The following is an 18478-nucleotide window of genomic DNA, read 5'->3' as shown; positions in this document are numbered from 1 at the left end:
CGACGACGCCGCGACCCCCGGGTGGGGATCGCGGCGTCGCCGTGCTGCTCGCGGTGTCAGTCGTCCGGGTCGTCGGAGACCAGATCGGCCGCCGAGGCGCCGTTCTGGCTCTTCACCGCGACCTTGGACCGGGACCGGCGCTGCGCGGGCCGCGGCGGGGGCGGCGGGGTCTGCTGGGCGTACTGCCCGCCCCGCCCCATGATGAGCTCGGCGAAGGTCGCCATCGCCTCGTCCAGCTGGCTGGCGTTGCGCCGCTCCGAGTCTGCATTGGCGCGGGTCACCAGCTCGGTGACCGAGCCGGTGTCCGGCCGGTCCCGCAGCACCGCGTCGAGACCGGACAGCCGGCCGTCGACGTCGCCGGAGAGCGTGTCGAACCGGGTGTCGACGCTCTCGGCCAGCTTCGCCAGCCGGGTGTCGACGCCCTCGGAGAGCCGGTCGAACCGGCCCTCGACGTCACCGGAGAGCTTGTCCAGCCGGGTGTCGAAGCCGTCGAGCTTCTCCTCGACACCGCTGGCGAGCTCGCCCAGCCGGTTCTGCACCGAGCCGTCGAGCTCGCCGATCCGGTCCTTGAGGGAGCCGCCGAGCTTGCCGACCCGCTCCTTGACCGAGCCGTCGAGGTCGCTGAGCCTGCCCTCCATGCCGGACTCGACGGTGTCCAGCCGGCCGCCGACCTCCTCCAGCCGGGCCGACAGCGCCTCGAGCCGCTCGGTGAGCGCCTCGAAGCCCGGCGTCGGGTCGACGGCGGGCCGCTGGGCCAGCTCCTCCAGCCTGCGGTGCAGGCCGACCGAGGTGTCGCCGAGCAGGTTGCGCAGGCCCTCGCCGGTCTCCTCGAAGGAGCCGACGGCGGCGTCGAGCTGGTCCTTGACCTGCCGCTCGACGCCCTCGATGCGCTCCTTGATCGGAGAGGCGACCGCGTTGGGCATCGCGTCCAGGCGCATCTCGTGCCGGTCGAGCCGGTTGTCCAGGTCGTCGAGCCGCTTGTGCAGCCCGCCGAGCCGGTCGTCCAGCCCGTCCATCCGGCCGGACACCCCCTCGAGCCGGCCGCTCATGCCGTCCAGCCTGCCGTCGAGCTGGGCGATCGGCTTCGCCAGCTTGTCCGGCAGGGACTCGATGGCGCGGGTGATCGCTCCGAGGATGACCTCCTGGTTGTCCAGCTTGGTCACGGTCTCGTCGAGCCGCTCGGCCAGGACGTTGAGCTCGGTCCGGTCGGGGAGCTCGGTGAGCTTCTTGCGCACGGTGCCGATGGCGTCCAGTGCGGCAAGCCGGGCGTGGATCTCGTCGAGGGAGTCGAAGATCTGCTGCTGTTCGCTGTCGCGGATCTCGGCCGCCCGCATGAGCATGCCGCGCATCCGGTCGAACGAGAGGTTCGAAGTGTCGCTCATGGCACCTGCTGCGCTTCCTCTGAGCCAAGTGGGGAGTGCCCAGAGGGTAGCGACCGCCGTTCGAGGGTCGACGGACGGTGTTGCATTGAGCCGTCCGGGGGCCGTTCTCGCCGCCGGATCGGGATGATCATTGCAGGCCCGCACGGCCGGTGCAGGACGCCACGCCGAACGGGCGGCCGGGATCGGTACCGTGCGCGGGTGGCAGAGAACCCCGCGCCGATCCCGCTCACCCACGACACCGTCCGGCGCGCCCCCAAGGTGCTGCTGCACGATCATCTGGACGGCGGACTGCGGGTCGGGACGGTCACCGAGCTGGCCCGCGAGACCGGCTACGACAAGCTCCCGACGACCGACCCGCAGGAGCTGGCCGCCTGGTTCCTGGGCGCCGCGCACTCCGGCTCGCTGGTCCGCTACCTGGAGACGTTCGGGCACACGGTCGCGGTCATGCAGAGCCGGGAGGCGCTGACCAGGGTCGCCGCCGAGGCGGCCGAGGACCTGGCCGCCGACGGCGTCGTCTACGCCGAGGTGCGGTTCGCGCCGGAGCTGCACGTCGAGGGCGGCCTGGACGTCGACGCGGTGATCGCCGCCGTGCTGGACGGGTTCCGGATCGGCACCGAGCGGGCCGCCGCGAGCGGGCGCACCATCCGGATCGGCACGCTGCTGACCGCGATGCGGCACGCCGCGCGGTCCCGGGAGATCGCCGAGCTGGCCGTGCGGCACCGGGACGCGGGCGTGGTCGGCTTCGACATCGCCGGCGCCGAGAAGGGGTTCCCGCCCACCCGGCACCTGGACGCCTTCGAGTACGTCCGCCAGCAGAACGCGCACGTCACCATCCACGCCGGCGAGGCGTTCGGGCTCCCGTCGATCTGGGAGGCCATCCAGTGGTGCGGCGCGGACCGGCTGGGGCACGGCGTCCGGATCGTCGACGACATCACGACGGGCACCGGCCCGGACGGGCCGGAGCACCGGATCGGCAGGCTGGCCGCCTACGTCCGGGACATGCGGGTGCCGCTGGAGATGTGCCCGACCTCGAACGTGCACACCGGCGCCGCGGCGTCGCTGGCCGAGCACCCGATCGGGCTGCTCACCGAGCTGCGGTTCCGGGTCACGGTCAACACCGACAACCGGCTCATGTCCGGCTGCACCATGACCAGCGAGCTCACCGACCTGGCCGGGGTGTTCGGCTACGGCTGGGACACCCTCGAGTGGTTCACGGTGAACGCGATGAAGTCCGCCTTCATCGGGTTCGACGAGCGGGTCGCGCTGATCCGGGACGTCATCCGGCCGGGCTACGCCGAGCTCACCGGAGGCGCAGCCGGGCCGCGAGCCCGGCCACCAGCTCGCTCCAGGCCTGCGCCTCCCGGGTGAACGGCGGGCTCGGCGCCATCCGGGTCGGGTCCGGCCGGACCACGAACGACACCAGCCAGCCCAGGCTGCTCGACTCGGCGAGGGACTCGGCGGGCTCGGGATCGCCCGCCCACTCGCCGACGTCGGTCAGCAGCTCCGAGGCGAGGTCGAGCTGGACCGGGTCCAGGTCGAGGACGCCCTCGGCGAGATCGGAGCCGATGCCGGTGAGCACGTAGGTGTTCATGTCCTCGACCGTCGCGTCCAGCTCGCCCGCCCTCGCGGCCGCCAGCACCTCGGCGAAGGTGACCGCCGCGGCCAGGTCGGTGCCCGCTACCGCGGGGTGCTCCGGATCGGCCAGCGCCGCGACCAGCTCCTCCTCGGAGCCGAAGACGTCGATCCGGCCGTCCGATCCGAGGAACACCGGCTTGTCGTCGAGGTAGCAGCGCAGCGTCACCAGGGAGGTGTCACCGTTCTCGATCCGGATCGGGTCGATGCCGACCTCGGCCCAGAAGCCGGTCGGCCCCTCCGCGACATCCCGGTCGCCGGCACCGATCGCCGCGGCCCCGTCGTTCTCGCCGTCGGTGGCCTCGTCGTCGGTGTCGCCGGAGTCGCCGGTGTCGTCCGTGCCGTCGGCCTGGGCGGCCTCCCACTCGGCGGCCTCGGTGCGGGCCTTCTCCAGCGCCCCGGCGTCCACCTCGGGGGTGGCGACCAGGCCGTCGACGGTGTCGACGATCTCGTCCCAGTGCTGGGCGACCGCCTCGGACAGCGCGGCCCAGCGCTTGGCGCCGTCCCGGCCGGCGAACGCGCCGGCCCCCTCGCGGAGCAGCGCGAACGCGGGTTCACCGTCCAGCGCGGCGACGACGTTCTCCAGATCGCAGACGTCGGCCAGCGACCGGACCATCGAGACGGCCTCGTGCAGCTCCTGCACGGTCCAGGCGTCCGGGTCCTCGGCGGCCAGCTCGGGCAGCCCGACGAGGTCGTACCGGTGCGCGTCGTCCGGTGTCAGGTCGCCGACCGGCAGGCCGGGAACCGCCGACCAGGCGGGATGGTCCTCCAGGTCGTGCCCGGAGGCGGTCCGCACGAAGGCGGCGAGACCCGCGACCTCGTCGAAGACGAACACGTGCTCGTCGTCGCCGAGGAAGGCCTCCCACTCCTCGCCGTCCTCCCGCCAGGGGGGAGCCCACAGGGTGACCACGTCGCCCCGGGTGAGAGCGAGCCGGATCGGGACGATGTCGCTTGCCACGATGCGGACCCTATCTCGATCGGTCGGGGGCCTCGGGGAGCCCCGGCGCGGTCAGGCCTGGCTGTGCAGGCGGACCACGCCGATCGACACGTCCTCGAGACCGCCCCGGTCGAAGTCGCGCCTCAGCTGGTCCGCCTTGATGGTCGCCGTCATCCCGTCGAACGGGCCGTGCGCGTCCACCTCCCCGGTCTGCGGGTCCACCGCCAGAACGACGTATCCGTCGCACTGCGTGAGCTTTTCCGCAGCAGCGATCAACGTCTGCTCTTCGGAAGTCGTGTTCTCCGGCATCGGATCACCTCCTCGTCATCTAGTACAGCGTCGGCGGGGGCTTCGATGTGACACCGTTTCGGCCATACCACCCGTTCGGGTCAGGTGAATCCCGAGTTCGGCGACCTTGTGTGCCGATAGTGGCACTCAGCGCGCGTGATCACGCGATGTGGGGAGCCCGGCGTGTCGGCGCGAGCACTGTTGGTCACTGCCGGACCGATCGGGGATCGACTGTCACGCAAGGTCTGTGACCGTGCCGCGGGCCTCACCCGGGCGGACGACCGGGGCTGCAGCAAGGGAGTTGACATCACTCGTCGGTGGCGACGGACCGCTCACTCTTCGTGAACCCTGACACGCATCCGTGTCGACGTCGTCACCGGTCCCGCTGTGCCGCAGCAGGTCCGGGGTGTGCGGCCGGGACGGCGCCGCGGCCGGGTGCCCCTCGCCGGGGGATACCGGCCGGTCCGCGCGCACGTAGGCTCTCCGCTCGTGGACACGATCGTCGTCGACCACCCGCTGGCGCGGGCGCGGCTGAGCAACATGCGGGACGCCCGCAACGACAACGCCACCTTCCGGGCGGCCCTGCGCGAGCTCACCCTGATGCTCGTCTACGAGGCGACCCGCGGCGCGCCGCTGGCCGAGGAGCCGATCCACACGCCGGTCTCGCGCACCGTCGGGCACCGCCTCGCGGCGCCCCCGGTGCTGGTGCCGGTGCTCCGGGCCGGCCTGGGCATGGCCGAGGCGGCGCTGAACCTCATCCCGGAGGCCCAGATGGGCTTCGTGGGGATGGCCCGCGACGAGGAGACCCACCAGCCGGTGCCCTACATGGAGTCGCTGCCCGACTCGCTGGTCGGCCGGCCGGTCTTCGTGCTCGACCCGATGCTCGCCACCGGCGGCTCGATGCTGCACACCGTCGAGCTGCTGACCCGGCGCGGCGCCGACGACGTGACCGTGGTCTGCGCGCTGTCCGCCCCGGAGGGCGTGCAGCGGCTGCGCGAGTCGGGCCTGCCGCTGCGGATGGTCACCGCGAGCATCGACGAGCGGCTCAACGACTCCGCCTTCATCGTCCCGGGACTCGGCGACGCCGGGGACCGCCAGTTCGGGTCGGTCTGAGCGGTAGTGCCGGCACCCTCCGCGCCGACCCGGCGCCGGGTCCTGACCGCACTGGCGGCCGCGCTGCTCGTCGCGGCCGTGGCGCTGCTGCCCGGCGCGGACCGGCCGGAGGAGACCGAGGTGCCCGATCCGTCGCCGGGCGCGCTGCGGGTGATGCCGCTCGGGGCGTCGTCGACGGTCGGGGTGGGCAGCCCGGCGACGGCCGGCTACCGGCTGCCGCTGTGGGAGCGGCTGACCGCCGACGGCGTCGCCGTCGACTTCGTCGGCTCCCGCTCGTCGGGGCCGGACGCGCTGCCCGACACCGACCACGAGGGACGCTCCGGCTGGACCGCCGCCCGGATGCTGCCGCTCACCGGCGGCTGGGTGCTGGCCGCCGACCCGGACGTCGTGCTGCTGCACGCCGGCACCAACGACCTGCTGTCCGGGACGTCGGCGCAGGCGACCGCGGCCACCCTGGACCGGGTGCTGGACCGGATCTTCACCGCGGCGCCCGGCACCCACGTGATCATGGCCGGGGTGTGGGCGCCGCTCCCGAAGCAGCGGACCGAGCGGGCCCGGCTCGCCTCGCTGCTGCCCGGGGTGGCCGAGCGGCACCGGGCGGCCGGCCGCTCGGTGGAGTACGCCGACGTGTCCGGGTTGTTCGGCAGCGGGCGCACCGCCGACGGCCTGCACGCCGGCCCGGACGCCTACCGCACCATCGCCGCGATGTGGGCGGACCGGATCGGGGCCTGGCAGGACCGCACGCCGGTGCCCTCCACCCGCAGGTAGCCGGGCTCAGCCCGGCATCACCCCGGCGGCCAGCACCGCGCCCAGCTCGCGGCAGGCGGCCCGGGCCGCGGCGTCCGGGGCGCCGGTGACCTCCACCGGAGCGGCCGCGGCGACCCAGCCCATGCCCTCGGCGATCGCGGTGACCGACCGGGTCGCGCCCGAGGTGTCCGATCCGCCGTGCACCCACAACCCGTACGGCAGGCCGCGGGTGTCCTCGCCGCACACGTAGTACACCTGGTCGAGGAAGTGCTTGAGCGCCCCGGACATGTAGCCGATGTTGGCCGGGGTGCCCAGCAGCACGGCGTCCGCGGCGAGCAGGTCGGACGCGGTCGCGGCCAGCGCGGCCCGGGCGACGGTCCGCACCCCGGTGATCTCCGGATCGGCGGCGCCCGCCCGCACCTGCGCCAGCAGCTCGGCGGTCGCCGGGGACGGCGTGTGGTGCACGATCAGCAGCCGGGCCCCGCTCACCGGTTCAGCATCCCGTCCACCTCGGCGCGCAGCGCGTCGAGCCGCCGCTCCGCCCGCTCCCGGGACGCCGGGACCAGCGCCGGATCGCCGGTCGGCGGTTCGACGACCTCCAGGTACGCCTTCAGCTTCGGCTCGGTGCCGGACGGCCGGACCACCACCCGGACGCCGTCGCGGCGCAGCCGCAGCACGTCCGGTGCCGGCCGGTCGGCCGCCCAGCCCGGCGGCGGCGCGTCGCGCAGCCGCTGCACCGCGCGGTCCCGCTCGGCGGGCTCCATCCGGAGCGAGACGCCGAGCGTGCGGTGCACGCCGGCCGCGGCGGCCAGCTCGTCGAGCCGCGCGGGCACCGACGACCCGGCCGCGGCCAGCCCGCGCACCAGGTCGGCGGCCAGCACCGCGGCGGAGACGCCGTCCTTGTCCCGGACCGCGTCCGGGTCGACGCAGAGCCCGATCGCCTCCTCGTAGCCGAAGACCAGCCCGTCGCCGGCGCGGACGATCCACTTGAACCCGGTCAGCGTCTCGGCGAACCGGGCGCCGTGCGCGGCCGCGACCCGGGCCAGCATCGACGACGACACCACCGTCGTCGCGACCAGCGGCGCCGGCGCGTCCGGCCGGTCCGGCTCGCCCCGGGTCCGCAGCAGGTGATCGGCCAGCAGCACGCCGGTCTCGTCGCCGGAGAGCATCCGCCAGCCGTCGTCGAACGGGACGCCGATCGCGCACCGGTCGGCGTCCGGGTCCAGCGCGACGGCCAGCTCCGCCCCGCAGCCGGCGGCCAGCTCGAGCAGCAGGTCGGTGGCGCCGGGCTCCTCCGGGTTGGGGAACGCGACCGTCGGGAAGTCCGGATCGGGCCGGGCCTGGGCGGCCACCACGTGCACGTCGTGCACCCCGGTGCGGGCGAGCGCGGCGGTGACGAGCGCGCCGCCGACACCGTGCATCGAGGTCAGCGCGATCCGCGGGGCGGCGCCGTGCGGGGTGCGCGGGAGCGTCGCGATCCGGTCCAGGTAGTCGGCGGTCACGTCGGTGACGGCGGGCAGCGGCCCCAGCGGGACCGACACCGCGGCCGGCGCGGCGGTCACCGCGGCCTCGATGCCGGCGTCGTCGGGCGGGACGAGCTGGGCGCCGTCCTGCAGGAACACCTTGTAGCCGTTGTCGGCCGGTGGATTGTGCGAGGCGGTGACCGCGATCCCGGCGACCGCGCCGAGCCGCCGCACGGCGAACGCGACCAGCGGGGTCGGCACCGGGGGATCGAGCAGCACCACCTCGAACCCGGCGCCGGTCAGCACCCGGGCGGCGGCCTCGGCGAACGCGGCCGAGCCGTGCCGGGCGTCGCGCCCGACGACGACCGTCCCGGTCCGGCCGCCGGCGCGCAGCCAGCCGGCGAGCCCGGCCGTCGTGCGGGTCACCACCGCCACGTTCATCCCGGCCGGCCCGGCCCGGACCGGGCCGCGCAGGCCCGCGGTTCCGAACCGGAGCGGCCCGGACATCCGGTCGGACAGCCCGGCGACGGCGTCGGCGGCCGGTGGGCCGCCGGCCAGCGCGGTCGCCAGCAGCCGCTGCAGCTCGGCCCGGGTGCCCGGATCCGGGTCGTCGGCGATCCAGCGCAGCGCGGCGTCCCGCAGCTGCGGATCGGGCCCCATCAGACGCGGGCGACGAGCTCGCCCAGCAGCTCGCCCATCCGGGTCGCCGCGGCCCGCCCGGCGTCGAGCACCTCCTGGTGGTCCAGCGGCTGCCCGGACAGCCCGGCGGCCAGGTTGGTGACCAGCGAGATGCCGCAGACCTCCAGCCCGGCGGCGCGGGCCGCGATCGTCTCCAGCACGGTCGACATCCCGACCAGGTCGGCGCCGAGCGTGCGCAGCATCCGGATCTCGGCCGGGGTCTCGAAGTGCGGCCCGGGCAGCCCGGCGTACACGCCCTCGACCAGCGACGGATCGAGCTCGCGGGCGGCCGCGCGCAGCCGCGGCGAGTAGGCGTCGGTGAGATCGACGAAGTCGGCGCCGACCAGCGGCGAGCGGGCGAGCAGGTTGAGGTGATCGGCGATCAGCACCGGCTGGCCGACCGAGAGGCCCTCGGTGATGCCGCCCGCGGCGTTGGTGAGCACCACGGCCGAGACGCCCGCCGCGGCCGCCGTCCGGATCCCGTGCACCACCGGCTCGACGCCGTGCCCCTCGTAGAGGTGGGTGCGGCCGAGCAGCACCAGCACCCGGCGCCCGCCGATCGTCAGCGAGCGCACGGTGCCGCCGTGCCCGACCGCGGACGGGGCGACGAACCCGGGCAGCTCGGCCATCGGCAGCTCCGCGTCGGCGGTCCCGAGCACGTCGGCGGCGGGACGCCAGCCGGAGCCGAGCACGACGGCGACGTCGTGCCGCTCGGTTCCGGTGCGGCGGGCCAGCTCGGCGGCGGCCTCCTGGGCGGTGTGCGCGGGGGCGGACATGGCGCCACCCTAATCACCGGCCGGGATCAGCCGCCGGTGCTCCGGAACCCGGCGGCGACCGCGTCGAACAGCCCGGCGGCGGCCTCCTCGGCCTGGCCGGCGGGGGAGGTGAGCTGCAGCACCCAGACGCCGTCCGGATCGCGGCCGGGGAAGATCCGCAGCAGCGTGCTGCGCTCCTGCGGGCCGCTGGTGGTGGTCATCTCGATCTGGTCGGACCCGTCGGCCTGTGGCTGCACCGGGCCGGCGTCGACGCCGTCCACGCCGAGCGCCTCCGGGGTCAGCGCGCCGGCGACCGCCTCGGTGGAGGCGGCGGCGCGCACGGACAGCTCCTGCCGGCCGTCCGGGCTGACGAACCGGACGACGGCCGAGCCGTCGCCCGCCGGGGAGCGGTACTGGGTCCAGTCCTGGGGGACCGCGACGGAGAACCCGAGCGGATCCGGGTGGGCGACCCGCGGCGTGCGCTCGGTGGCGACGGTGATCGTGCTCAGCGGCTCCTGGCCGGCCAGCGCGCGGACCCCGGCGAACCCGGCGAGCGCGCCCAGCAGCACCAGCAGCGCGCCGCCGAGCACCAGCGGCACCCCGCCGAGCACGCCGGCGAACCCGGTGCCCCGCGCCGCGGCGGGGCGGGCGGGCGCCGGTCCGGCCCGTCCGGCCGGGCCGGTGGGGCGGGCCGGCCGGGGCGCGGGCCGGTGCTCGGGGACGGGGGGTGCGGCCGGTGGGGCGTGTCCGGCCGGGGCGGCCGGTGCCACCTCGGTGGCGGGCGGCGCCCCGCCGCGGGTGTGCGTGCCGGTCGCGGCCGGCGGCCGGTGCGGCACCTGCGGGCCGGACGCCGGCGGGGCGGCCGGGGCCGGGACCCGCGCCATCACGGTCGGGACGTCCGGCGAGCCGGGGAAGATCGGGTCGTCCGGGTCGGCCAGCAGCGGCCGCAGCCGGGCCCGGACCTCGTCCAGCGGCATCCGGCCCGCGGGCTCCTTCACCATCAGCCCGGAGATCACCTCGGCGATCGGGCCGCCCACGGTCGGCACCGGCACCGGGCCGTCGACGACCTCGGTGATGGTCCGCACCGGATCGCCGTCGACGTCGTAGGGCGGCCGGCCCTCGACGGCGGCGAACAGCGTCGCGCCCAGGCCCCACAGGTCCGCGGCCGGGGTGACCGGCTGGCCGGCGGCGACCTCCGGGGCGATGTAGGCGGGGGAGCCGAGCACCAGGCCGGCCGAGGTCATCGGGGCGTCCGACTCGTTGCGGGCGATGCCGAAGTCGGTGAGCTTGATCCGGCCGTCGTCGGAGATGAGGACGTTGCCGGGCTTGACGTCGCGGTGCGTGATCCCGGCCCGGTGCGCCGCCCGCAGCGCGGCGGCGGTGCCGTACCCGACGACGCCGGCCTGGGCCCGGTCGAGCCGCCCGGCCTCGGCGATCGCCGCGGCCAGGTTCTTCGACGGCACCAGCTCCATGACGACCAGCGGCTCGTCGCCGCCGGAGTCCAGCACGTCGAACACGGTGACGACGTTCGGGTGCGAGAGACCGGCCAGCGCCCTGGCCTCGCGCATGATCCGTTCGCGCAGCTCGAGCTTCTCGGCGGCCGGGATCCCGTCCGGGATCTTCAGTTCCTTCAGGGCGACCCGGCGCTGCAGCACGTCGTCGAAACCGGACCACACGGTGCCCATGGCGCCGCTGCCGAGCGGCCCGTCGACGCGGTACCGCCCGGCGATCTGGCGGCGCTGGACATCGCCTTCGGGAACGGTCACGCCGGCGATTGTTCCATCGTCCCGCGAGCCGCCCACCTGCACACCGGCTGTGACAGGCGGTTCCGGCCGGTGACGGTGTGTCACCAATTGCGCGGCGCCCGGTCGCCGGGCGGCGCCGGCCGCGGGGCGGACGCCGTTGCGTCACGGCCCGGTGACGGTGCGGATTCGGGGCGGCTGCGGGGCGGCTGCGGTGCGGTTGCGGTCCGGTCCGGGACCGCCGGTGAACGGCGGAAACGGCCGCTCGTCGCGCTCCCGCCCGCCCGCTCGTCACAACTGGTGAACCCGTTGGCAGCATCCCGCCGACCCCTCGCCGCGCGGACCCGTGAACGGCCGCTTTCGACTGGAACACCGCCGGACGGGTGAGCACCATGAGTCGTGGTCGGGCACGTTCCGACGCCCCGTGACGGGGCGGCGGGCCGGGGCCCCGACATCCCGGACGAGGAGGACAAGGTGACTGCGCTGCAGACCCGCACCGAGCTTCCCGAGGTGGGCGACCTGCCGGTCGACGACCTCGGTGCCGGCACGGGTCCGGCCTGGCTGGAATCGTGGATGCGGGCGCACAAGGGCGAGATCGTCGGGTGGCGCCGCGCCATCCACGCGCAGCCGGAGCTGGCCCGTCGCGAGCACCGCACGACGGCCCGCGTCTCGGAGACGCTGCTGCGGGCCGGCCTGGAGCCGCGCACGCTCGCCGGCGGGACCGGCGTCGTCTGCGACATCGGCCACGGCGGTCCGCTGGTGGTGCTGCGTGCCGACATGGACGCGCTGCCGCTGCAGGAGCAGACCGGGCTCGCGTTCGCCTCGACGGTGCCCGGCGTGATGCACGCCTGCGGGCACGACGCGCACACCGCGATGCTGCTCGGCGCCGCGCTGGCGCTGAACTCGGCGCCGTCGCTGCCCGGCCGGGTCCGGCTGGTGTTCCAGCCGGCCGAGGAGGTGCAGCCCGGCGGCGCGCTGGACGTCGTCGCCCAGGGCGTGATGTCCGACGTCGAGCGGATCTTCGCGCTGCACTGCGACCCGCGCCTGGAGGTCGGGCGGCTGGGTACCCGGGTCGGGCCGATCACCTCGGCCTGCGACCTGATCGAGGTCCGGCTGACGTCGCCGGGCGGGCACACCTCGCGCCCGCACCTGACCGCCGACCTGGTGCAGGCGCTCGGCCTGCTGGCCACCCAGGTCCCGCTACTGCTCACCCGGCACGTGGACCCGCGCTCGGGCACCGTGCTGACCTGGGGAGCGGTGCAGGCCGGCGACGCGGCCAACGCGATCCCGCAGTCCGGGATGCTGCGCGGCACGCTGCGCACCGCCGACCACGCGACCTGGACCGAGCTGGAGGACACGCTGCGCGCGCTGGTCGCCGCGGTGCTGGCCCCGACCGGTGTCGGGTACGTGCTGGACCACGTCCGCGGGGTCCCGCCGGTGGTCAACGACGAGATCTCGACCGGCCTGCTGCGGGACGCGGCGGTGACCGTCGGCGGCGAGCCGGCCGACGCGAGCACCGAGCAGTCCTCCGGCGGCGAGGACTTCGCCTGGTACCTGGAGCACGCCCCGGGCGCGATGGCCCGGCTCGGCGTGTGGTCGGGCAGCGGCCCGCAGCGCGACATCCACCAGCCGACGTTCGACCTGGACGAGCGGTCGCTGCCGTTCGGCTCCCGGGTGCTGGTGCACGCCGCGCTCGCGGCGCTCGCGGACGCCTCCTGACCGTCGCCGGGGCGCCCGCCCCGGTCAGGCGACCGACCGCAGCCGCAGGGTGACCGCGCGCCCGCCGCGCCGCGCGGCGTCGTGCGACTCGGTGAGCTGGGCCCGGGCCAGCTCGCGCAGCTCCGCCATCTGCGGGTTCACCTCGGCGAGCGTGAGCTCGGTCTCGATGACGTCGAGATCGAGCCCCCAGACGTCGACCAGGATCCGGCGCATCCAGCCGGTCGCGTGGTCCCAGCCCTCGCGCGGGGTCCCGGGCGCGTAGCCGCCCCCGCGTGCCGTCACGAGGAAGGCCGGCCGATCGGCCAGGGGCGTCTGCCCCGGTGCGAGCCGCGGATCGGTGATCAGGGTGTCGACCCAGGTCTTGAAGTGCTGCGAGACGCCGAAGTTGTACAGCGGGGCGCCGAGCACGAGCACGTCGGCGGACAGGACCTCGTCGGCCAGCTCGCGGGCGGTCCGCACGGCGCGCTCCTGTTCCGCGGAGCGGCCCTGCTCCGGCGCGAGGGCGGCGCTCGCCCACGCGTCGGCCGGGACGGGTTCGACGGCGAGATCGCGCCGGACCACCCGGGCGCCCTCGCCGAGCTCCTCGAGGATCGTGCGCTGCAGCGTGTCGGCGACGGCCCGGGTGACCGAGCCCTCGGTGCGGATGCTGGTGTCGAGCCGGAAGAGGGTGCTGCTCATGCGGGACCTGCTCTCGCTGGAAGATAATCTGTGAACCAGATGATCGTACATCATGATTATCTTGCCGCGAAGGTCGAATCTGTACGATTCGGGGCATGGCGGAGGCGGTGCAGGAGGTGCCCGACACCGGCGAGCTCGGCCGGTCGCTCGGCACGGTGCTGCGCGCCTACCTGCGGTCGGTGCACGAGCAGGTCGACGATCTGCCGGGCGGGCCGCGGGGGTTCCAGGTGCTGTCCGTCGCGGCGGGCGGCGCCTGCCACAACCAGGCGACGATCGCCCAGCTGCTCGGGCTGGACCGGACGGTGATGACCTACCTGGTCGACGACCTGGTGAAGCGCGACCTGGTGGAGCGCCGCCCGGACCCGGCGGACCGCCGGGCCCGGCAGGTCCTGCTCACCGAGGCGGGCCGGCGGCTGCTGGCGGAGGTGTCCGCGCGCATCGCCGAGGTCGAGGACCAGCTCCTCGCCCCGCTCGACGACGCGGAGCGTCCGCTGTTCCGCGACATGATCGGGCGGATCGCCCGGGCCCGGCCGGCCGACGACGCGGACCCCTGCACCGAACCCGGATCGGCCTGCTGAGCCGCGGGTGGCGTCAGCCGCCGGGTGAGGACTTCCGGCTCGGCCGGCTGCGCAGGTCGTTGACGTAGTCCGCGGGCGCGCCGGCCATCTCGGCGGCGTCGGCGATCACCCCGAGGTAGCGGGCCGACGGCTCGCCGCCCTCGTAGGCGTTGAGCACGTAGATCCAGGCGAGGACGCTGCCGTCCAGGGTGGCGACCCGCAGCCGCAGCTTCTTGTGCAGGCCGAGCTCGCCGCCCTCCCAGCGGTCGAGCTGCGCCTCGTCGTGCTCGGGGACGTCGTAGAGCACGACGAACACCTGCGAGCCCGGCTCCTCCACCACGGTGGAGAGCGCGCCCTCCCAGGTGTAGTCCTCGCCGCCGAACGTCAGCCGCCAGCCCTGGAGCCACCCGGTCCCGGCCATCGGCGAGTGCGGGGCGCGCTCCTTCATCTGCTCGGGGTCCATGTTCGACCCGTACGCGGCATACAGCGGCACGGGGGCAGCGTAGTGGCTCGGGGTCGGAGGGCGGCCGGGCGGGCCCCGCCCCGCCCGGTCGGCTGAACCGGACACGCGTACTGTGAAGCACTGTCCACGCCGGTGGCGAGGCCGCCGGCCCACCACCACCGACGTCTCAGGGGGACTTCCCGTGACCCGCATCGTCATCATGGGCGGCGGACCTGCCGGATACGAGGCCGCGCTGGTCGCGGCGCAGCACGGCAGCGAGGTGACCGTCGTCGAGCGGGACGGGATGGGTGGCGCCTGCGTCGTCTACGACTGCGTCCCGTCGAAGACGTTCATCTCGTCGGCCGCCGTCCGGGTGGACCTGCACCGCGCCGAGGACCTGGGCGTGCTGGTCGACCGCGGCAACTCGGCGGTCGACCTGCCCGCCGTCAACCAGCGGGTCAAGTCGCTGGCGCTGGCGCAGTCCGCGGACGTGCGCACCCGGCTGGAGAACGAGGGTGTCCGGATCATCGCCGGCACCGCGCAGTTCGACGGGCCCGGTGCCGGCCGGGCGACGCACGACGTCACCGCCACCCACACCGACGGCACCGTCGAGCGGCTGGTCGCCGACAACGTGCTGATCGCGACCGGCGCGACCCCGCGGGTGCTCGACTCCGCCCGGCCGGACGGCGACCGGGTGCTGGACTGGCGGCAGCTCTACGACCTGGAGGAGCTGCCCGAGCATCTCGTCGTCGTCGGGTCCGGTGTGACCGGCGCCGAGTTCTGTTCGGCCTACGTGGAGCTGGGCTGCCGGGTCACCCTGGTGTCCAGCCGGGACCGGGTGCTGCCGCACGAGGACGCCGACGCCGCCGCGGTGCTGGAGGAGGTCTTCGCCGAGCGCGGCGTGGAGATCCTCGCGCATGCCCGCGCCGACAAGGTGGAGAACACCGGCGACGGCGTGCTGGTGACGCTGTCCGACGGCCGCACGGTCGAGGGCTCGCACGCCCTGATGACGGTCGGGTCGGTGCCGAACACCGGCGACCTCGGCCTGGAGAAGATCGGCGTGGAGACCGACCGCGGCGGGTTCATCCCGGTCGACAAGGTGTCCCGGACGGCGGAGCCCGGCGTCTACGCGGCCGGTGACTGCACCGGGGTCCTGATGCTCGCGTCGGTGGCGGCCATGCAGGGCCGGATCGCGATGTGGCACGCGCTCGGCGAGGGCGTCGCGCCGATCCGGCTGCGGACCGTCGCGGCGAACGTGTTCACCCGGCCGGAGATCGCGACCGTCGGGATCAGCCAGAACGCGATCGACTCCGGCGAGGTCCCGGCGCGCACGGTGATGCTGCCGCTGTCGACGAACCCGCGGGCGAAGATGCGCGGCCTGCGCCGCGGCTTCGTGAAGCTGTTCTGCCGGCCGGCGTCCGGCGTGGTCGTCGGCGGTGTCGTGGTGGCGCCGGTCGCCAGCGAGCTGATCCTGCCGATCGCGATGGCGGTGCAGAACGGTCTGGGTGTCGAGGACCTGGCGCACACCTTCTCGGTGTACCCGTCGCTGTCCGGGTCGATCACCGAGGCGGGCCGTCAGCTGATGCAGCACTCCGACCTGGACTGATCCCCGAACAGCTGGTCGAGCAGGGCGCGCAGCGCCTGCGGGGACACCGGGGCCAGGGTGACCCACTCCGGCCCGGGGCCCGGTTCGGCGTCGCGGGTCAGCCTGTACCGGCCGCGCGCGGTGTCGACGACGGTGACGTACCCGGGCAGCCGGGCCGGGTTGCCCCAGCGGTCGAACCGGACCGCGCACACCTGGGCGTGCCGGGCCGGTCCGCGCAGCACCGCCTCCAGCCGCGCCGACGGCCCGGACCGCTCGGTGCCGGCAGCGTGGTCAGCGCCGTCGCTGAGCAGCCGCGCGAGCTCGGCGGTCGGCATCCCGGCCGCGGGCCCGGGGCCCGGGGGCGCCGGCGGGAGCACGGACACCGCCGCGTGCGCCGGGGAACCGGCGGCGACGGTCACGGTGCCGCCGGTGTGCACGGCGAGCACGCCGCCGTCGGTGCTCCCGGCCGCGACGGCGCGCAGCGCGGCCCCGTAGCGGGCGCGCACCTCCAGCTGCCGTTCGGGCCGGGCGAGCAGGGTGAACAGCCGCACCAGCCCGGGTGCGGGCCCGCGCGGGCCGGCGAGGCCGCGATCGCGCAGGGCGGCCATCACGGCGGCGACGCCCCGGGTGCGCTCGTCCGTGCTCCGCCCGGGCGAGGGCACGGACAGCGCCGCCGGGGTGGTGCCGAGCCCGAGCAGCTCCCAGACGACGTCGAACTCGGCGGCGGTGAGCCGGAACCGGGTCGCCGGGTCCCGCTCAGCCACGGCCCCGCCAGCGCTGCTCGGGGCGCAGCACCGCGTCGGCGGCCGGTGCGCCGGGCCCGGGTTCACCGGTCCCACCGGTCTCGCCGCTGTCGCCGGCCTCGGGGTTGCCGGTTCCGCCGGGCGAGTTCCGGTCGGCGAGCAGGCGCCAGGCCGGTGCGCGCCCGTCCGGTCCGGGTGCGGGAGAGGCGGCGCCGGACGCGGCGGGATGCGGGTGCACGGCCGCCGGTGCACCGGGTGCGACGGCGGCGGGGAGCACCGGCGCCGCGGGTACGGGTAGACCCGGCGGGGGCGTTGCCAGCGCGGTGAGGTGCGGGTTCGTGGTTGCCCGTGCCTCGGGTGCGGCGAGGCCCGGTTCCGTGGTCGTCGGTCCGCCGGGTGCGGTGACGTGCGGATCTTCGCCCGGCGCAGCGGCCTCCGGACGGGCACCCGGGTCCGCCCCCGGACCGACAGCCGACCCGACAGCCGGGCCGACGTCCGGCCCGGCCGCGGGGTGCGCCGATCGGAGGTCGCCGGAGCTCTCGCCCGCCGCACCGGAGGCCTCGGTGTGGCCCGGCCCGTCGCCGGACTGCATCCGACTTGCGGCGCCGGTGCCGGGCGTCGCACCGGGCTCCGGCCGTCCGGCCGCTCGTGCTCCCGCGGCAGCCGCGACACCGGCGGCGCCCAGCGCCCCGGCGGCCCCGCCCGCCACCCACCCCGGCCCGCCGCCCGTTCCCGGCCCGGCCACGCCCCCGGCACCGCCGGCCCCGGACCAGCCGGCCCCGGACCAGCCACCGCCCGGCGCGGCAGCACCGGCCAGGCCACCGCCCGACCAACCACCGCCCGGCGCGGCAGCACCGGTCACGCCACCATCCGGCGCGGCAGCACCGGTCGGGCCCGGCGCGGCGGCACCGATCGGGCCCGGTGCGGCAGGACCGGTCAGGCCCGGCGAGCCAGCACCGGGCCCGGCACCGCCCGGCCCGGCTCCGGGACCGCCCGGTCCGGGACCGGCCACCGTCGGACCACCCGATCCCGGACCACCCGATCCCGGACCACCCGATCCCGGACCACCCGAACCCGGACTGCCCGGCGCAGCCAGCCCCGCCGCCACGGACGCCCCCGCGGGAGCCGCCCCCGCCGTCACCGCGGGCGGTGCGGCCCAGCCGGTCCAGTGGGCCCCGGCGATCCGGCTGTCCTCGGCGTAGCGCTGCATCAGCTCGGCGGCCCGCGCCGCCGCGTTCCCGGCGGCGGCGTCCGCCGCGGCCCAGTCGGTGAGCACCGCCGCCCCGGCCGGGACGACCGCCGGTGGGGACGCGGCCGGGGGCTCGGTCATCCGGGCCCGCAGGCCGGCCGCCAGCGCGGCGTGCGCGGCGAGCCCGTCGGCGGTCCGGACCGCGTCGGCCGCGGCGCCAGCGGCCCAGCCGGCGAGCGCCCCGAGCGCCCCGGCGGTCACGTCGGCGGCGCCGCCGGACCAGCCGGCCGGGAGCTCCCGCACCCGGTCGGCGAGCTCCCGGTGCACGTCGCCGAGGGCCTCCGCGGCGTCCCGCCAGGCCCGTTCGGCCGCCGCCGACGCCGCCGGGCCGGGACCGGCGGCGACCATCGCGTGCAGTTCGGCGTGGCTCATCCCGGTCCAGCGCGGTGCGGTCACGACCGGGTCCAGGAGCGGACGATCCCGGCCTCGGTGCCGGCGTAGTCCCGCCCGGAGCGGGCGACCGCGTCCCCGACCCGGACGATCTCGGAGCGCAGCGTCCGGATCCGTTCGATCGCCGCACCGGCGGCGTCCGCGGCGTGACCGGCGTACCGGGCGGCCGCCTCGGCGCTCACCGGGTCACCCAGCCAGGGCCGGATCCGGCGGGCGTCGGCGTCGAGCAGGGTGAGGACCGTGGCGAGCCGGTCCGCGGCCCGGTCCAGCGCGGCCACGACGGCGGGCGGTGTCGTCGGATCGATCCGCAGATCCGGGCGGGGTACGGGCACGGCTGGCCTCCGGGACGCTGGGCGGGACGGCGGCACGCTAGCCACG

General features: G+C 76.0%; 18 protein-coding genes. 6 read left to right on the top strand and 12 right to left on the bottom strand.

Annotation, left to right across the window (positions count from 1 at the left end):
- Window positions 1-56: 56 nt before the first annotated feature.
- A complete protein-coding gene (locus tag ACVJO7_RS05405) occupies window positions 57-1382 on the bottom strand; it encodes a PA containing protein (protein WP_344029152.1) in 1326 nt (441 codons plus the stop codon).
- A 198-nt stretch (window positions 1383-1580) separates the two neighbouring features.
- Here ACVJO7_RS05405 and ACVJO7_RS05400 point away from each other — a divergent pair, with 198 nt between their 5' ends.
- Window positions 1581-2750, top strand: a complete 1170-nt coding sequence (locus tag ACVJO7_RS05400; protein WP_491671989.1) for an adenosine deaminase — start codon at window positions 1581-1583, stop codon at window positions 2748-2750.
- Here the strand turns inward: ACVJO7_RS05400 and ACVJO7_RS05395 are convergent.
- Both ACVJO7_RS05395 and ACVJO7_RS05390 read right to left on the bottom strand, forming a co-directional pair.
- Window positions 2683-3972 carry a SatS C-terminal domain-containing protein gene (locus ACVJO7_RS05395; protein ID WP_491671988.1) on the bottom strand — a complete coding sequence of 430 codons (1290 nt, stop codon included), beginning with the start codon at window positions 3970-3972 and terminating at the stop codon, window positions 2683-2685. The two genes, ACVJO7_RS05400 and ACVJO7_RS05395, sit on opposite strands and share 68 nt — an antisense overlap.
- Before the next feature lie 51 nt (window positions 3973-4023).
- Window positions 4024-4260, bottom strand: a complete 237-nt coding sequence (locus tag ACVJO7_RS05390; RefSeq protein ID WP_010230125.1) for a hypothetical protein — start codon at window positions 4258-4260, stop codon at window positions 4024-4026.
- 468 nt (window positions 4261-4728) lie between these two features.
- Here ACVJO7_RS05390 and upp point away from each other — a divergent pair, with 468 nt between their 5' ends.
- On the top strand, window positions 4729-5352 hold the full coding sequence (gene upp, locus ACVJO7_RS05385) for a uracil phosphoribosyltransferase (protein WP_344029162.1): 624 nt from the start codon (window positions 4729-4731) through the stop codon (window positions 5350-5352).
- A gap of 6 nt (window positions 5353-5358) precedes the next feature.
- On the top strand, window positions 5359-6120 hold the full coding sequence (locus ACVJO7_RS05380) for a GDSL-type esterase/lipase family protein (RefSeq protein ID WP_491671987.1): 762 nt from the start codon (window positions 5359-5361) through the stop codon (window positions 6118-6120).
- Window positions 6121-6126: 6 nt separating this feature from the next.
- Here the strand turns inward: ACVJO7_RS05380 and ACVJO7_RS05375 are convergent, their stop codons facing one another.
- From ACVJO7_RS05375 to ACVJO7_RS05360, 4 genes are read right to left on the bottom strand one after another with little or no spacing between them, the layout of a single operon-like run.
- A complete protein-coding gene (locus tag ACVJO7_RS05375) occupies window positions 6127-6588 on the bottom strand; it encodes a flavodoxin family protein (RefSeq protein ID WP_344029168.1) in 462 nt (153 codons plus the stop codon).
- Window positions 6585-8222 carry a phospho-sugar mutase gene (locus ACVJO7_RS05370; RefSeq protein ID WP_491671986.1) on the bottom strand — a complete coding sequence of 546 codons (1638 nt, stop codon included), beginning with the start codon at window positions 8220-8222 and terminating at the stop codon, window positions 6585-6587. Before ACVJO7_RS05370 ends, ACVJO7_RS05375 begins: the two co-directional genes overlap by 4 nt.
- The gene (locus ACVJO7_RS05365; RefSeq protein ID WP_491671985.1) at window positions 8222-9016 is read right to left on the bottom strand and encodes a purine-nucleoside phosphorylase; all 795 of its coding nucleotides are present in this window, start codon (window positions 9014-9016) and stop codon (window positions 8222-8224) included. The genes ACVJO7_RS05370 and ACVJO7_RS05365 overlap by 1 nt, the downstream gene beginning before the upstream one ends.
- Before the next feature lie 26 nt (window positions 9017-9042).
- On the bottom strand, window positions 9043-10761 hold the full coding sequence (locus ACVJO7_RS05360; protein WP_491671984.1) for a serine/threonine-protein kinase: 1719 nt from the start codon (window positions 10759-10761) through the stop codon (window positions 9043-9045).
- Window positions 10762-11211: 450 nt separating this feature from the next.
- Between ACVJO7_RS05360 and ACVJO7_RS05355 the strand changes: the two genes are divergently transcribed.
- Window positions 11212-12456, top strand: a complete 1245-nt coding sequence (locus tag ACVJO7_RS05355; RefSeq protein WP_491671983.1) for an amidohydrolase — start codon at window positions 11212-11214, stop codon at window positions 12454-12456.
- 24 nt (window positions 12457-12480) lie between these two features.
- Here the strand turns inward: ACVJO7_RS05355 and ACVJO7_RS05350 are convergent, their stop codons facing one another.
- On the bottom strand, window positions 12481-13134 hold the full coding sequence (locus ACVJO7_RS05350; RefSeq protein WP_491671982.1) for an FMN-dependent NADH-azoreductase: 654 nt from the start codon (window positions 13132-13134) through the stop codon (window positions 12481-12483).
- Between the two features lie 95 nt (window positions 13135-13229).
- Between ACVJO7_RS05350 and ACVJO7_RS05345 the strand changes: the two genes are divergently transcribed.
- Window positions 13230-13712, top strand: a complete 483-nt coding sequence (locus ACVJO7_RS05345) for a MarR family winged helix-turn-helix transcriptional regulator (protein WP_491671981.1) — start codon at window positions 13230-13232, stop codon at window positions 13710-13712.
- A gap of 13 nt (window positions 13713-13725) precedes the next feature.
- On the opposite strand, the gene ACVJO7_RS05340 is transcribed toward ACVJO7_RS05345, so the two are convergent.
- Window positions 13726-14184: a gamma-glutamylcyclotransferase gene (locus tag ACVJO7_RS05340; protein ID WP_344029189.1), complete on the bottom strand. Its 459-nt coding sequence runs from the start codon at window positions 14182-14184 to the stop codon at window positions 13726-13728.
- Window positions 14185-14335: 151 nt separating this feature from the next.
- Between ACVJO7_RS05340 and ACVJO7_RS05335 the strand changes: the two genes are divergently transcribed.
- A complete protein-coding gene (locus tag ACVJO7_RS05335) occupies window positions 14336-15739 on the top strand; it encodes an NAD(P)H-quinone dehydrogenase (protein ID WP_491671980.1) in 1404 nt (467 codons plus the stop codon).
- Here the strand turns inward: ACVJO7_RS05335 and ACVJO7_RS05330 are convergent.
- From ACVJO7_RS05330 to ACVJO7_RS05320, 3 genes are read right to left on the bottom strand one after another with little or no spacing between them, the layout of a single operon-like run.
- A complete protein-coding gene (locus ACVJO7_RS05330; protein ID WP_491671979.1) occupies window positions 15709-16482 on the bottom strand; it encodes an ESX secretion-associated protein EspG in 774 nt (257 codons plus the stop codon). The two genes, ACVJO7_RS05335 and ACVJO7_RS05330, sit on opposite strands and share 31 nt — an antisense overlap.
- Complete coding sequence (locus ACVJO7_RS05325; protein ID WP_491671978.1) at window positions 16475-18106, bottom strand: hypothetical protein; 1632 nt, start codon at window positions 18104-18106, stop codon at window positions 16475-16477. Before ACVJO7_RS05325 ends, ACVJO7_RS05330 begins: the two co-directional genes overlap by 8 nt.
- Entirely contained in the window at window positions 18103-18432 is a 330-nt protein-coding gene (locus ACVJO7_RS05320; protein WP_491671977.1) for a hypothetical protein, read from the bottom strand. Before ACVJO7_RS05320 ends, ACVJO7_RS05325 begins: the two co-directional genes overlap by 4 nt.
- Window positions 18433-18478: the final 46 nt, after the last annotated feature.

This window comes from Pseudonocardia sp. DxW, from assembly GCF_058448985.1.
The sequence above is the reverse complement of the archived record's forward strand: the minus strand, read 5'-3'. Positions and strand labels throughout refer to the sequence as shown.